This window comes from Floricoccus tropicus (genome assembly GCF_001832905.1).
GTDB lineage: Bacteria > Bacillota > Bacilli > Lactobacillales > Streptococcaceae > Floricoccus > Floricoccus tropicus.
Map to the genome: position 1 here is coordinate 220,177 of NZ_MKIR01000024.1, position 15,512 is coordinate 235,688.

Sequence of the window (15,512 nt, forward strand, 5' to 3'; positions counted from 1 at the left end):
ACTAATATATATAAAAAATTCGGAGGAATATATAAAAATGCCAATGATAGTTATGCTGCTCCTTTTCGCAGCTATGATGTACTTTACTCAAAGACAACAAAAGAAGGCTCAAGCAAGTCGTCAAGATTTACTTAATAATATGGAAATCGGAAGTGAGATAATCACTCGTGGTGGACTCCATGGTGTACTTTCAGCTACAAATGATTCTGAAGGAACTATTGAACTTGACTGTGAAGGTGTTTTCTTAACTTTTGAACGTTCTGCTGTGCTAACAGTAAAACCAGCAAACTCAACAGCAGTTTCTGACGGGAATGATGGCTTTGCTGAACATGTAGAAAATAGAGCTAAATCTTCAGATAAAGAAGAAAGCTTTACTGATCAACTTGCTGATGATAGCGAGCATGCTCTTGAAGACTTACAAGAAGATACAGAGAGTATAATTAAATCTGAGTCACCTTTTATTGACGAAAAATAAATTTAAAGCAAGGAAACTTGCTTTTTTGTTTAGAAAAAAATGTCCCAATTCTTGCTATATAAGACTTCTTACCTATATAAAAATTAGTCAAAATATGGTAAAATATGAACATTAACTATGTGGAGTAATTATGTTAAATATATTTAAAAATAAAGATATAAATGAAATTCCAGTTCCTAATCATGTTGGGATAATAATGGATGGTAATGGTCGTTGGGCTAAAAAACAAGGTAAACCCCGAGTTTTTGGTCATAAAGCAGGTATGGACTCTCTTCAAAGAGCAGCAATCCATGGACAAAAAATGGGCATCAAGGTAATGACCGTTTATGCTTTTTCTACTGAAAATTGGTCAAGGCCCGAAGCTGAAGTGAAATTTATTATGAGTTTACCGATTGATTTCTATGAGAAATTTGTCCCAGTCCTTAATAAGGAAAATATCCAAATTCGAATGATTGGTGAGCGAGATGGTGTTCCAAAATCAACAATTGATGCCATTGATCGAGCAAGTATTGATACTAAAGATAATACTGGTATGATTTTAAATTTTGCCCTCAATTACGGTGGACGCAACGAAATAACCTTAGCTGTTAAGAAAATTGCTCAGTCTATCAATGATGGTATTATTTCAGTTAATGATATAACTGAGGAAATGATTGCTGACAATCTTGAAACATCAATCTTACCAAAAGAATATCAAGATCCAGACTTTATTATTCGAACAAGCGGAGAAGAGAGATTAAGTAATTTTCTTCCTTGGCAGGCAGCCTATAGTGAGTTATATTTTACAGATGTTCTGTGGCCTGATTTTGATGAAGCGGAACTTGAAAAAGCAGTTGAAATCTATAAAAAACGTGACCGAAGATACGGAGGGCTCAAGTAATGAGAGAAAGAATTATCACAGGTGTAGTTGCAGGTGGCGTATTTTTACTTGCTATTGTTAAAGGTGGTTTGATTTTTGAAGGTTTGGTAGGACTGTTAGTAGTTATCGCCATAAGCGAACTCTTTAAGATGGCAGATATCCAAATTATGTCAATAGAAGGTGTCTTATCTGTATTTGCAGGTCTTTCACTAGCATTGCCACTTAATAAATATCTACCTCAACTAGGTGTTAATAGTCAATTAATGTTATTTACATTCTTCGTCTTTTGCTTAATGGCAGGAATGGTTTTTTCAAATGGGAAGTATACCTATGAAAATATTGGTTTTCCTTTTTTAACAGCATTTTATATTGGGATAGGATTCCAAAATCTAATTAATGCACGAACAAATGGATTGTTTACAATCTTTTTGGCCTTATTTATCGTATGGGCTACAGATATCGGAGCTTACTTCGTTGGACGCCAATTTGGTAAACATAAATTAATCCCATCTGTATCACCAAATAAAACAATTGAAGGATCCCTTGGTGGCATAGCAAGTGCAGTAGTTGTTAGCTTGATAATGTTTGTTGGGTTCTCAAAATATGCACCATCAATTCCTTTATGGCAAATGGTTATTCTGACAATTATTTTTAGTATGGTTGCTCAGTTGGGTGATTTAGTAGAAAGCTCAATCAAGCGTCAATATGGTGTTAAAGATTCTGGTAAAATTTTACCAGGTCACGGAGGAATCCTAGATCGCTTTGATAGTATGTTATTTGTATTCCCAATCATGCACTTATTTGGTTTATTCTAGAATAGTCTGGCATAGATAAGGAAAAATTAAATGAAGAAAATATGTTTATTAGGTGCAACTGGTTCAATCGGTACAAGCACTTTAGACGTAATAAAAAATAATAGTGATAAGTTTCAACTTGTAGCTATGAGTTTTGGTAAAAACATTGAAAAAGCTCAAAAAATTATTGAGGACTTTAGCCCAAAATATGTTTCAGTTCAAACTGAAGAATTAGCAGAAACTTTAAAAAATAAATATCCGCAAATAGATGTTTTTTATGGAAATGAAGGATTAAATCAGCTAGTTCAAACTGATTATAATTTACTTCTAAATGCTGTTATGGGAAGTGTTGGTTTGATACCTACCATGACTGCAATTGAATTAGGACGTGACATAGCAATTGCTAATAAAGAAACCCTTGTAGTAGCTGGTGATTTTATCATGCCAGCAGCTAAAAAAGCTGGAGTAAATTTATTACCAGTTGATAGTGAGCACTCAGCAATTTTTCAAGTCTTACAAGGTGTGAAGGAAACTGATTTACGTGATATTACTATCACAGCTAGTGGTGGTAGTTTCCGTGATAAGAAACGTTCAGAACTTGTTGGTGTGAGCGTGGGTGATGCGCTAAATCATCCAAATTGGTCAATGGGTGCGAAGATTACAATTGACTCAGCAACTATGGTAAATAAAGGTCTTGAAGTAATTGAAGCCCATCATCTTTTCCAAGTAGATTATGATGATATCAATGTTATTATGCACCGTGAAAGTGTTGTTCATTCTTTAATTACCCTAAAAGATGGAGCAATGTACGCTGAACTCGGTGCTAGTGATATGAGACAACCTATTCAGTTTGCCTTAACTTATCCTGACCATATACCTCTGGTTAATGAAAAAGAGTTTTCACTTGCTAAACTTGCAACAATTCACTTTGAAGAAGTAAATTACGAACGCTTTCCCATGCTTGCCTTAGCATTCAAAGTTGGACGTTTGGGCGGTAGTTTTCCAGCAGTATTTAACGCAGCAAATGAAGTTGCTGTAGCTGCATTTTTACAAGAAAAAATTGAATTCTTAGATATTGAAAAAATCATTGAAAAAGCAGTAGGTAATCATGTTGAAGTTAATGATTTATCTCTTGAAAAATTAATCTTTATTGATTCAGAAACAAGAAACAAAGTTGAAAATTGGATTTCTGATAAAAATTTTTAGTTGGAATTTGTAAAGGGGATATAATAAATGGATAGTATAAGAACGATAATAACTTTTGCCATCGTTTTTAGCGTGATAGTGATTGTTCATGAGTTTGGGCATTTCTATTTTGCAAAAAAATCTGGTATTTTAGTCCGTGAGTTTTCTATCGGTATGGGGCCAAAACTTTTTGGACATATTGGTAAAGACGGAACAGCCTACAGTATTCGCCTTCTTCCTGTAGGAGGATATGTTCGAATGGCAGGTTGGGGAGACGATGATACAGAAATTAAGACTGGTACTCCTGTTGGTTTAAAAATCGAAGACGGGGTTGTTAAACAAATAAATTTGCGTGATGAGCAAACTTATTCAAATATGCTCCCCATGTTTATTACTGATTATGATTTTGATAACGCACTTACGGTTACTGGAGAAGTGAATGGAGAAAGTCAGACTTATCCTGTTGATCATGATGCAACAATTGTTGAATCTGACGGTACTGAAGTAAGAATTGCACCTAGCGATGTCCAATATCAAAATGCAAGTATTGGTGGCAGACTTATTACAAACTTTGCTGGACCAATGAATAATTTCATTTTGGGAGTTGTAGTATTTATCATTGTGGCCTTCTTGCAAGGTGGCGGTGAAACAAATCTTAATACTAATCATTTGGGACAAATTGCTCCTGACTCACCTGCAGCTCAAGCAGGTTTGAAAAAAGGTGATGCCGTAGAAAGCATAGACGGAGTCAAAATTTCTAATTGGCAAGATTTAACAGAGAATATTGTGAAAAGTAATGGTAAGCAACTTGATTTTGTAATTAACCGCGATGGTAAGGAAGAAAACATTAAGCTAACTCCTAAAAAAGAAGGCGATAGGTATTTAATCGGTATCAATGCAGCTGTTAAAGACGGCTTTATTGATAAAATCACTTATGGATTTACAGAATCTGCTAAAGCCTCAACACAAATCATTAAAGCCTTGGGAGACTTAATTGTAAGACCCAATATTGATAAATTAGGTGGGCCAGTAGCAATGTATCAACTCAGTGGTGAAGCTGCACGGGCTGGTACAGTAACAGTCTTAAGACTTATGGCACTACTTTCAATCAACTTAGGAATTTTTAACCTAGTACCAATTCCAGCACTTGATGGTGGAAAAATCTTGTTTGTCCTAATTGAAGCAGTACGTGGTAAACCAATTAGCCAAGAAAAAGAAGGGGTTATTACTGTTGTAGCAATGGTATTTATGCTAGCCTTAATGGTTGCTGTAACATGGAATGACTTCATGAGAATATTTTAATATGCGAAAGGAATTTAATAAATAAAATGAAACAATCGAAAATGCTAATCCCTACTTTGAGGGAAATGCCAAGTGATGCACAGGTAATTAGCCATGCCTTATTAGTACGTGCGGGATATATTCGTCAAATCTCTGCTGGTATTTATGCTTACCTACCACTTGCAAATCGAGTACTTGAAAAATTTAAAAATATCATGCGTCAAGAGTTTGAAGAAATTGGAGCGGTAGAATTACTTGCACCTGCTTTACTTACAGCTGATTTATGGAAAGAAAGTGGACGTTACGATACTTACGGTGAAGATCTTTATAAACTAAAAAATCGTGATAACTCTGACTTTATCTTGGGTCCAACTCATGAAGAAACGATGACAGCTCTTGTTCGTGATGAAATTACATCTTATAAAAAGTTACCATTAAACATTTATCAAATTCAACCTAAATATCGTGATGAAAAACGTCCTCGTTACGGTTTATTACGTGGTCGTGAGTTCATCATGAAAGATGGTTATAGTTTCCATGCTAACTACGATAGCTTAGATGCTACTTATCAAGATTATAAGACAGCATACGAAAATATCTTTAGTCGTGCTGGTATGACGTTTAAAGCAATCATTGGTGATGGTGGTGCAATGGGTGGTAAAGATAGCCAAGAATTCATGGCTATTACTCCTGACCGTACTGAACTTGATAAATGGTTAATTTTAGATAAAAGTATCACATCAGTTGATGAAATTCCTGAAGATGTATTAGAAAATATTAAAAAAGAACTTACTTCATGGCTTGTTGCTGGTGAAGATACAATCGTATTTGCAGATGGTGGTGATTATGCTGCTAACCTTGAAATGGCAACAAGTGAATTTAAGAAAAATAATTCATATACAGAGCCTCTAGAGCTTGAAAAAGTTGCTACTCCTGATGCTAAAACAATTGAAGAAGTTTCTGACTTTTTAAATGTTCCTGTTGAATCAACTATTAAAACTTTACTTTTCTTATCTGATGGAGAGCCAGTAGTGGTATTGCTTCGTGGTGATGATGAAGTAAATGAAGTTAAACTGAAAAATTATCTAGGAGCTGATGAATTAGAGCCTGCTTCTGAAGATGATGCTGTTAAGGTATTCGGTGCTCATTTTGGTTCACTTGGACCAGTCGGTCTTTCAGATGATATTCGTATTATTGCTGACAGAGTTGTCGAAACTGTAGCTAACGCAGTTGTAGGAGCTAATGAAGATGGCTTCCATTTCATTAATACAAACCTAGACAGAGACTATAAAGTATCTGAATTTGTTGATTTACGTACTGCAAAAGAAGGGGAAGTATCTCCAGATGGACGTGGAACACTTAAATTTGCGCGTGGTATTGAAATTGGACACATTTTCAAACTTGGAACTCGTTACAGTGAGTCAATGAACGCTAAAGTTCTTGATGAAAATGGTCGTGCAGTTCCAATTATTATGGGTTCATATGGTATTGGAGTGAGCCGTATGCTTAGTGCAATCCTTGAACAATTTGCTCGCGTGTATGTTGAGAAAACTCCAAAAGGTGATTTCAAATATAACTGGTCAATTAATTTCCCAGCTGGACTTGCTCCATTTGATGTTCACTTGATTCCAGTAAATGTTAAAGATGAAGCAGCATTGGCCTTGACTGATGAGCTTGAAGGGAAACTTATGGACGCTGGATTTGAAGTATTAACAGATGATCGAAATGAGCGTGCAGGAGTTAAATTTGCTGATAGTGATTTGATTGGCTTACCAGTTCGTGTGACAGTTGGTAAAAAAGCAGCAGACGGAATTGTTGAAGTCAAGATTCGTTCAACTGGTGAAACAATTGAAATTAATAAAGATGAATTAATTGATACAATCAAAATTTTAAATAAATAAAAAATATAGAGAGGAGGACTAAGGATAATTAATTATTTTTAGTCCCTTCTTTCACTTTTCTAGAAAGGAGAATTCATGCACGAACTTTTTGAAAAGTTGATGGATCAAATTAACTTACCCCTTGAAATACGTCAGTCTCAAGCATTTTATGGCGCCGATATTGCTAACGTTGAAGTTCATACGGTAAGTAATTTATGGCATTTTTATCTGAGTTTTCCTGCAATATTAGATGTAGAGGATTATAAAACTTTAAAAGGTCATTTAGAGGAAGCTTTCCAGAATATAGCTAGAATTAAGTTGACGATTTTACCAGAAGATAAATCATATACCAAAAAAGAGTTGAATGATTACTATCACTTGGTTTTTCAGCAAGATGGTTGTAACGTTCCATCATTTTCTAATATCTTCGAAAAATATCAATTCTATATTGATCAGAACGATAATAAAAAGTATTTGATCACCTCTGATCTAGCTAATATGTCTTACTTTGAAGATAATTACATTCCTCAGATGGAAGCAATTTATTCGGATTTTGGGTTTTCAGACATTAAGATCTTTACAAAAGTTGACCATGAACTTTCAGCTCAATTAGCAGAAGATCATAGGAAACAAATTGAAGAAGCTACCAATCAGCAGGTAGAACAAATCCAACAACAGGCAATAAATATTGCTAATAATAAACCTGCTCCAAAGAAGGAAGTGAAACTTAAAGCAGGTGAAGTACCAACCAAGTTAGAACTCGGTCGTGAGATTGGTCCAAAAGAACCAGTAACACAAATGGTAGAAATTAATACGGAAGAAAATCGTGTCATTTTTGAAGGTTATATTTTCGATGTTGAACGAAAAGTTACTAAAAATGGTAAAAATTTAATTATCTTCAAGATGACAGATTACACTTCAAGTTTTGTTGTTCAAAGATGGGAACGTAAGGATACTGACTTGCTTAGCTTTGATCTCATTAAAACTGGCATGTGGGTGAAAGTACGTGGTAATGTTGTTATGAATAACTTTACGCGCGATTTAGTCCTAGAAGCCCAAGATATAGTTGAGGTTAAACATCCAGCTCGTCAGGATTTGATGCCTGAGGGAGAAAAACGTGTCGAATTTCATGCTCATACTAATATGTCGACTATGGATGCTATTGAACCAGCAGGTGCCCTTGTAGAACGTGCTGCTAAGTGGGGACACAAAGCTATAGCGATTACTGATCATGCGGGTGTTCAAGGATTCCCTGAAGCCTATAATGCTGGTAAGAGAAATGGCGTAAAGATTTTATATGGTGTTGAAGCTAATCTAGTTGAGGACCGTGTACCTATCACTTACAATGAAGATGATTCTAGCCTTGCTGAATCAACTTATGTTGTGTTTGACGTGGAAACAACTGGACTTTCTGCTGTTTATAATAATCTTATTCAGATAGCAGCAAGTAAGATGCATAAAGGAAATGTCATTGATGAGTTTGATGAATTTATTGATCCAGGCCACCATTTAAGCGACTTTACAACTCAATTGACAGGTATAACAGATGACCATGTAAGGGGATCAAAACCTCTTAAACAGGTTTTGGAAGAGTTCCAAGAGTTTTGTAAGGGTAGTGTTTTAGTTGCCCATAATGCAACATTTGACGTTGGTTTCATGAATATGAATTATCAAAGAAATAATCTTCCTGAAATCACTCAACCAGTTGTTGATACTTTAGAGTTTGCTAGAAATCTTTATCCAGAATATAAACGTCATGGTTTAGGACCTTTGACAAAACGTTTTGGTGTAGCACTTGACCATCACCATATGGCCAATTATGATGCCGAAGCTACTGGACGTTTACTCTTTATTTTCTTAAGAGATGCTCAAGAAAAATATGGAGTTTCTAAATTATCTGATTTGAACATTCAGGTTGTCGATGATAACTCATATAAAAAAGCACGTGTTAAGCATGCTACAATCTATGCTCAAACACAGGCTGGTTTAAAGAACCTTTTCAAACTTGTATCTTATTCAAATGTTGACTATTTTGAAGGAGTTCCAAGAATTCCTAAGAGTGTATTAGAGGCTCATAGGGAGGGCCTACTCATTGGTTCATCCTGTGATGAAGGCGAACTATTTGATGCAGTGACAACTAAAAGTTTTGATCATGCTTTAGAAGTTGCCAACTTCTATGATTTTATTGAAGTTATGCCTCCAGCTCTTTATCGTCCTTTAATTGCAAAGGAAATGATTAAAGATGAGATAGAGCTTCAAAATATTTTAGAGCAACTTATTAAAATTGGTGAGACTCTCGGTAAACCAGTCCTAGCAACAGGAAATGTTCATTATTTGGATGAAACAGATGCACTTTATCGTGAGATTATAGTCCGCTCACTCGGAGCAGGGGCTATGATAAATCGTCCGATTGGTCGTGGAGAAAAGGCAATGCCAGCCCCTCTTCCAGAGGCTCATTTCAGAACAACAAGTGAGATGCTAGATGCTTTCGCCTTCCTGGGAGAAGCTAAAGCACGTGAGATTGTAATTGATAATACTCAAAAGCTTGCAGATACATTTGAAGACATTACTCCGGTCCGCGAAGATTTATATACTCCTTATATCGAAGGAACTGAAGAAGAAGTTGCTCGTCTTACTTATGAAAAAGCTCATGAAATATACGGAAATCCACTACCAGATTTGGTAGACTTGCGTATTGAAAAGGAACTTAATAGTATTATTGGTAATGGATTTGCCGTAATCTACTTGATTTCACAAAAGCTAGTACTTCGTTCTAATGAACGTGGATATCTAGTTGGTAGTCGTGGATCAGTTGGTTCTAGTTTTGTTGCGACAATGATTGGAATAACTGAAGTTAATCCTTTAGCCCCCCATTATGTTTGTCCAAACTGTCAATATTCTAAATTCTATGATGATGGTACATATGGGTCAGGTTATGATATGCCAGAAGAAGAGTGTCCTGAATGTGGAACACGTTTGAATAAAGACGGACAAGATATTCCCTTTGAAACCTTCCTTGGTTTCTATGGAGATAAGGTACCCGATATTGATTTGAACTTCTCAGGAGAAGATCAACCAAACGCCCATTTAGACGTAAGAGATATTTTTGGTAAAGATTATGCCTTCCGTGCAGGAACTATCGGTACAGTTGCTGATAAGACAGCCTATGGGTTTGTTAAAGGGTATGAGCGAGATTATGGTAAATACTACCGCGCAGCTGAAGTAGATAGACTTTCAAAAGGAAGTACAGGTGTGAAACGTACAACTGGACAACACCCAGGAGGTATCATCGTTATACCAAATTACATGGATGTTTATGATTTTAGTCCAGTTCAATTCCCTGCTGATGATTTGAATGCTGAATGGCAAACTACCCATTTCGACTTCCATGCCATCCATGATAATATCCTAAAACTAGATATACTTGGACATGATGATCCAACCATGATTAGGATGTTACAAGACTTATCAGGTATCGATCCAAAAGATATTCCTGCTGATGATCCAGAAGTTATGAAGATTTTCTCAGGTCCAGAGGTTTTGGGTGTTACACCTGAGCAGATATTTTCAAAAACCGGAACATTTGGAGTACCAGAATTTGGTACAGCCTTTGTTCGAGGGATGTTAGAGGAAACTAAACCAAAAACATTTGCGGAGTTACTACAGATTTCAGGGTTGTCTCATGGGACAGATGTATGGCTTGGAAATGCTCAAGAATTAATCAAATCAAATGTTGCTAATCTTAGCGAAGTTATCGGTTGTCGTGATGATATCATGGTATATCTAATTCACGCAGGTCTTGAAGAAGGTATGGCTTTCAATATCATGGAACGCGTGCGTAAGGGTGCATGGAACAAAATGGATGAAGCAGAGCGTGATAAATACCTAGCAGCTATGAGGGAAAATAATGTGCCTGAATGGTATATTGATTCTTGTAGCAAAATCAAATATATGTTCCCCAAGGCCCATGCAGCAGCTTATGTATTGATGGCTTTACGTGTTGCCTACTTCAAAGTGCATTATCCAATATATTATTACTGTGCCTATTTCTCAATTCGTGCTAAGGCGTTTGACCTTAAGACAATGGGTGCAGGCCTTGAAACAGTGAAAGCTAAGATGGATGAAATCAGAGCCAAGGATAGGATATACGAGGCGACTAAAGTCGAAAAAGATTTGTATGGTACCCTTGAGCTATGTAATGAAATGTTAGAACGTGGTTTAAAATTTGGTCAACTAGACTTGTACAGAAGTGACGCAGTTAACTTCATTATTGAAGGAGACACTTTAATTCCACCATTTAGAGCAATGGATGGACTAGGTGAATCTGTAGCATATGGAATAGTCGAAGCTAGAAAAGAAGGAGAATTCCTTTCAAAAACTGAACTTCGAAAAAGAGCAGGTGTTTCACAAACTTTAGTTGAAAAAATGGATGACATGGGGATTCTTGGTAATATGCCAGAAGATAATCAATTAAGTTTATTTGATGATATGTTCTAATAAGGAACTTCACAAAGATTTTTAGTAAGATTGCTTGAAAAAAAAGTCATTTCAACGTAAAATAGAATGTAGAAATTGCGGAGGATGTAATGAGTTATTCAAATTTAAAGTTATTTGCCTTAAATTCCAACAAAGATCTTGCTGAAAAAATAGCAGATAAAATGGGAATTGAACTTGGAAAAGCAACTGTTAAACAATTTTCAGATGGTGAAATCCAAATCAACATTGAAGAAAGTATCCGTGGAAGCCACGTATTTATTCTTCAATCAACTTCAGCACCTGTTAATGATAACCTGATGGAGCTTTTAATCATGGTTGATGCACTTAAACGTGCTAGTGCAGAAACAATTAACGTTGTTATGCCTTACTATGGTTATGCACGTCAAGATAGAAAAGCGCGTGCGCGTGAACCAATCACTTCTAAATTGGTTGCAGATATGTTACAAGTAGCAGGAATTGACCGTTTATTAACCGTTGATTTACATGCTGCTCAAATCCAAGGATTCTTTGATATCCCAGTTGACCACCTTATGGGTGCACCACTTATTGCTGATTACTTTGAACGCCAAGGTTTAGTTGGAGATGACGTAGTAGTTGTCAGTCCAGACCACGGTGGAGTAACTCGTGCACGTAAACTTGCAGAGTTCTTGAAAACTCCAATTGCTATCATTGATAAACGTCGTCCAAAAGCAAACGTTGCTGAGGTAATGAACATCATTGGTAATGTTGAAGGTAAAAGATGTATTCTTATCGACGATATGATTGATACAGCAGGTACAATTACTCTTGCAGCAGACGCATTAAAACAAGCGGGTGCTACTGAGGTTTATGCTTCATGTACTCACCCTGTATTAAGTGGACCAGCATTAGAACGTATCGAAAACTCAGCTATCAACAAATTGGTAGTTACAGATACAATCTATCTTCCAGAAGATCGTAAAATTGATAAGATTGTTGAAATCTCAATTTCAGACCTTCTTGCTGAGGCAATCCTTCGTATCCACGAAAAACGTCCATTGTCTCCACTTTTCGAAGTACAAAATAAGAATTATTAATATTAAAATAAGCGACTTAGGTCGCTTATTTTATAAGGTGATGATATGATAACTTATGAACAATTTAAAAAAATATTCCCTCAAACAATGGAAACTAGTGATGAAGAAAGTAAATGCCTAAAACTTCAATTAGCAGATAGCCTGGCTTATCTTGATACTAATACTCTTAGCACAAGAGAAAGGGAACTTCTTGCAACTATTTTTCCAAGTAAACCTGCACCAGATATTTTTTCTAATCTTCCCCTTGGCTATTACCGAATACTATATTTTAAAACAGATAACATAAATGAGCTCTCTGAAATATTAAGATCATTAGTACCAGATATATTTAGGCAAGAAAAAAATATTTACTTAGAAGAATATACGGCAGAAAACCTTTCGGTGTCAGAATACGAAGAGATCTTTGAAGCAATTAAGAATGATTTTGGCCTAGACTTCACATACTATATAGGAAACTTCAGTCAATCAACAGAACTGCCTGATATTTACCTACAAGAAAGTGAAATCTTTGAGAAAGGATATGAAAATATCCAAGACTTTGCATTAACTCTGCTAAGAAATCCTTTAATCGAAAATAATTTAATAATGGCAAATTTAGATTTTCGTTTAAGTCAAGATGGTGATACTAAGGAAATAATTTCAGCTCTATATCAGAGTAAAGCCAATCAAAATCAAGCTGCTAAAAGTCTATTTATTCATCGAAATACTCTTTTGCAGAAAATAAAAAAAATAGAACGTAAATATGGTATTAAATTAGATGCAACTGGAGTAGTGATTTATCAAGCATTATTAAATAATTAATTGGCATGAAATATTATTCATGCTATTTTTATACTAAAAAACAATAAATAATTATTGAATTTCGATAATGCATATTATATAATTATATAAAGGATAAAAATATGGTTTAATAAGTATTTTCAAATATATTTTATAAGTGATGTTTGTTGTGTCTTGTAAAAGAATGGTGAGGACGATATGATGAAAAAGTGGTATTGGAGAATTTGGGTAATATTGTTAGTTGTCTTTTTGGGATCATTTTTTGCTTTCGGTCGTAAGGCATATTTAAGTGATGTAAGTGAGACAAGTGGGTATGAAAAACCATTTAACAAATATTTATCGAACGATGAAATTCCAAGATCGGGTAAATTAAATAAGGAAACGCTTATAGCACTATGTGCCCAATACGATAAGATTAGTGAGGAAGCAGCAGCAGCAATTCTTTTTCCAAAAGGCTTACCATCAGGGAATAAAGAGATATATTCTCTTTATAGGTACGAAAGCATAGAAAACACTACTGAGCAAAAAAACAATAAACAAGATTGGGGAACTATCTTTTTCTATGTTGAAGAAGAAGAGGGGAGTTCACGTGCTATAAAGGATATCAAACGTGTATCTTACGCGCATGGTAGTGAACTATTTGCAGGAACATTACAATATTATCTATCAAGTGATGGGAAAGTATTGCATTTTACAATCAATGGTCATGTCTACAAACCATCAAAATACACTCTTAAGGCTGGAAATGCTTCAAAAAGGGACGAGGCTGGAACGATGGTAGTAGAAATTCAAAAGACTAAAGATTTTCTATATCCAGTTTTTGGACATGTCAAGTATACAATTAATTAATTTTAAAATTGAAGTAATTAAAGGGGATTCACATGGAAGAAATTGTGAAGATACTATTTGATAAATTAGAAAGAAGTGATTCTGATTATACCAACTTAGAAGTTCAATGGTTATATGAACATATCGGAGACGAGAATCCAGAAATTCGTGATTCTCTCGTTTTTATAAGTTTGGCAAGTGGTTTAGTCGAAGAAAAATTTACATTGGAACAAGCTGAATTTTTAGCTAAGTCAGCAAAAGAAGAAGATATTTTATTTTATAATATTCAAAAAGGATTACCCTATACGGTAACTAGAATTTTCGCTGCCTTATTGTATGGATTTTTAGTCAGGGTCGATGGTGATTCTAATTCTTCTTATCATAAATTTATGACCGAAAGTGAGAGAAATTACTATTTAAATTCAGTCCTAAATTATTTAAAAGAGGAAAAAGATTTTACCGATTTTGATGTAAAATATGGCTGGGTTCACGGTTTAGCCCATGCAGGAGATTATTTGGGACAAGTAATTAAACATCCTAATACTAATCGGGAATTTGTGCTTGAAGCCTTTGAAATAGTAATTAATATTTTTCAGAACCTAGAGTACGGTTTGACTGAAAAAGAAGAGGCCCGCTTAGCATTTCCATTTGTTGAAGCAATGCTTGAGAATAAAATTATCCAAGAGAAGTTGTCTCAGTTAGTAGCCAACCGTGTATTTCCCGTAGCAAAAGGAGGAAGACATAGGGGGAGGTTTGCATATGAAAAATTTTTATCAGCCATTTATTTTGCTCTTGAAAGTAAAGGTATTTTAGAAGAGAAATTAAAAATTGAACTTTTGAATATTTTAAAGGAATATTGCTAGTACTAATAATTATTAGTTTTAGTATATAAATCATAAGATATATAATATAAAATTAAATATTAAAAGATTGTTGGTTCTATAAAAATATTCTATTTTCAAGATATAGGTTTGAAAATCATTTTTTCTTTTGTCTTTTTTTGTAATAAGGAGTAGAATGAACTTGTAAATAACAAGACAAAAAAGGAGAAAATTATGTCTAATAGAGTTGCAGTAATAACAGGTTCAGGGCGTGGAATCGGAAAAGGAATTGCAGAACAACTTGCATCAGATGGGTATGATATTGTAATTGCTGACTATGATTTAAAAACTGCTCAAGAAACAGCTGAAGAGTTAAAATCAAAAGGTTACAAGGCTGTAGCAGTTCAAGGTGATGTATCTAATGTTCAAGCACATAAAGATTTTGTAAAAGCAGCAGTTGATAATTTTGGACGACTTGATACATATGTTAATAATGCGGGTATCTGTCAAGTTCAACCAATTGCAGAAATCACTAAAGAAGATCTTGATAAAATTTTTGGGATCAATGTCTATGGTACTTTGTTTGGTATCCAAGCTGCTCACGAACAATTTTTAAAACAAGATGATGGTGACAAGATCCGTAAAATTATTAATGCCTCATCTATTGCCGGTCACCAAGCCTTTGATATTTTAGGTGCTTATTCATCTACTAAATTTGCGGTTCGTGCTCTTACTCAAGCTTCAGCAAAAGAATTTGCAAAGGAACATATTACAGTAAATTCATATTGCCCAGGTATTGTGTTGACTCCAATGTGGGATTTAATTGACGCTGAAATGGTCAAATTAAATGGTGGCGAAATTGGTTCATATTTGAAAAAATATTCTGAGTCTATTTCTCTTGGTCGAGGCGAAACACCTCAAGATGTGGCGAACTTCGTTTCATACCTTGCATCAGATAAATCAGACTATATGACAGGTCAATCAGTACAAATTGATGGTGGTATTCAATTTATTTAATTTAAGTAAATAGATCTAAAAAATGAAAGATAAGTAGCAT

The 15,512-nt window shown here is 34.9% G+C and carries 12 protein-coding genes; all 12 read left to right on the top strand.

The annotated features are described in order from the left end of the window. Positions 1–37 precede the first annotated feature (37 nt). Positions 38–475, top strand: a complete 438-nt coding sequence (locus tag BG261_RS09080; RefSeq protein ID WP_070793005.1) for a preprotein translocase subunit YajC — start codon at positions 38–40, stop codon at positions 473–475. 130 nt (positions 476–605) lie between these two features. Then, positions 606–1,355, top strand: a complete 750-nt coding sequence (uppS, locus tag BG261_RS09085) for an undecaprenyl pyrophosphate synthase (RefSeq protein ID WP_070793006.1) — start codon at positions 606–608, stop codon at positions 1,353–1,355. Next, positions 1,355–2,149, top strand: a complete 795-nt coding sequence (locus tag BG261_RS09090; protein ID WP_070793007.1) for a phosphatidate cytidylyltransferase — start codon at positions 1,355–1,357, stop codon at positions 2,147–2,149. Before uppS ends, BG261_RS09090 begins: the two co-directional genes overlap by 1 nt. 30 nt (positions 2,150–2,179) lie before the next feature. After that, positions 2,180–3,334, top strand: coding sequence for a 1-deoxy-D-xylulose-5-phosphate reductoisomerase (gene dxr / locus BG261_RS09095; protein WP_070793008.1), 1,155 nt, complete (start codon positions 2,180–2,182; stop codon positions 3,332–3,334). A 27-nt stretch (positions 3,335–3,361) separates the two neighbouring features. Continuing rightward, positions 3,362–4,615, top strand: a complete 1,254-nt coding sequence (gene rseP, locus BG261_RS09100; RefSeq protein WP_070793009.1) for an RIP metalloprotease RseP — start codon at positions 3,362–3,364, stop codon at positions 4,613–4,615. Positions 4,616–4,641: 26 nt separating this feature from the next. Continuing rightward, positions 4,642–6,495: a proline--tRNA ligase gene (locus BG261_RS09105; protein ID WP_075201863.1), complete on the top strand. Its 1,854-nt coding sequence runs from the start codon at positions 4,642–4,644 to the stop codon at positions 6,493–6,495. Positions 6,496–6,570: 75 nt separating this feature from the next. Then, positions 6,571–10,971, top strand: coding sequence for a PolC-type DNA polymerase III (locus BG261_RS09110; protein WP_070793010.1), 4,401 nt, complete (start codon positions 6,571–6,573; stop codon positions 10,969–10,971). A gap of 89 nt (positions 10,972–11,060) precedes the next feature. Beyond that, on the top strand, positions 11,061–12,026 hold the full coding sequence (locus tag BG261_RS09115) for a ribose-phosphate diphosphokinase (RefSeq protein ID WP_070793011.1): 966 nt from the start codon (positions 11,061–11,063) through the stop codon (positions 12,024–12,026). A 45-nt stretch (positions 12,027–12,071) separates the two neighbouring features. Continuing rightward, complete coding sequence (locus tag BG261_RS09120) at positions 12,072–12,827, top strand: helix-turn-helix domain-containing protein (RefSeq protein WP_070793012.1); 756 nt, start codon at positions 12,072–12,074, stop codon at positions 12,825–12,827. Between the two features lie 180 nt (positions 12,828–13,007). Beyond that, positions 13,008–13,655 (top strand): hypothetical protein, encoded by a 648-nt coding sequence (locus BG261_RS09125; protein WP_070793013.1) that lies wholly within the window; start codon positions 13,008–13,010, stop codon positions 13,653–13,655. Between the two features lie 32 nt (positions 13,656–13,687). Then, positions 13,688–14,497, top strand: a complete 810-nt coding sequence (locus tag BG261_RS09130) for a DUF2785 domain-containing protein (RefSeq protein WP_070793014.1) — start codon at positions 13,688–13,690, stop codon at positions 14,495–14,497. Between the two features lie 192 nt (positions 14,498–14,689). Then, positions 14,690–15,472 (top strand): acetoin reductase, encoded by a 783-nt coding sequence (locus tag BG261_RS09135; protein WP_070793015.1) that lies wholly within the window; start codon positions 14,690–14,692, stop codon positions 15,470–15,472. Positions 15,473–15,512: the final 40 nt, after the last annotated feature.

Coding starts and splice junctions, on each gene's coding strand:
- uppS (WP_070793006.1), top strand. CDS start 606: ATGTTAAATATATTTAAAAATAAAGATATAAATGAAATTCCAGTTCCT.
- BG261_RS09120 (WP_070793012.1), top strand. CDS start 12,072: ATGATAACTTATGAACAATTTAAAAAAATATTCCCTCAAACAATGGAA.
- dxr (WP_070793008.1), top strand. CDS start 2,180: ATGAAGAAAATATGTTTATTAGGTGCAACTGGTTCAATCGGTACAAGC.
- BG261_RS09105 (WP_075201863.1), top strand. CDS start 4,642: ATGAAACAATCGAAAATGCTAATCCCTACTTTGAGGGAAATGCCAAGT.
- BG261_RS09115 (WP_070793011.1), top strand. CDS start 11,061: ATGAGTTATTCAAATTTAAAGTTATTTGCCTTAAATTCCAACAAAGAT.
- BG261_RS09135 (WP_070793015.1), top strand. CDS start 14,690: ATGTCTAATAGAGTTGCAGTAATAACAGGTTCAGGGCGTGGAATCGGA.
- BG261_RS09080 (WP_070793005.1), top strand. CDS start 38: ATGCCAATGATAGTTATGCTGCTCCTTTTCGCAGCTATGATGTACTTT.
- BG261_RS09110 (WP_070793010.1), top strand. CDS start 6,571: ATGCACGAACTTTTTGAAAAGTTGATGGATCAAATTAACTTACCCCTT.
- BG261_RS09130 (WP_070793014.1), top strand. CDS start 13,688: ATGGAAGAAATTGTGAAGATACTATTTGATAAATTAGAAAGAAGTGAT.
- BG261_RS09125 (WP_070793013.1), top strand. CDS start 13,008: ATGAAAAAGTGGTATTGGAGAATTTGGGTAATATTGTTAGTTGTCTTT.
- rseP (WP_070793009.1), top strand. CDS start 3,362: ATGGATAGTATAAGAACGATAATAACTTTTGCCATCGTTTTTAGCGTG.
- BG261_RS09090 (WP_070793007.1), top strand. CDS start 1,355: ATGAGAGAAAGAATTATCACAGGTGTAGTTGCAGGTGGCGTATTTTTA.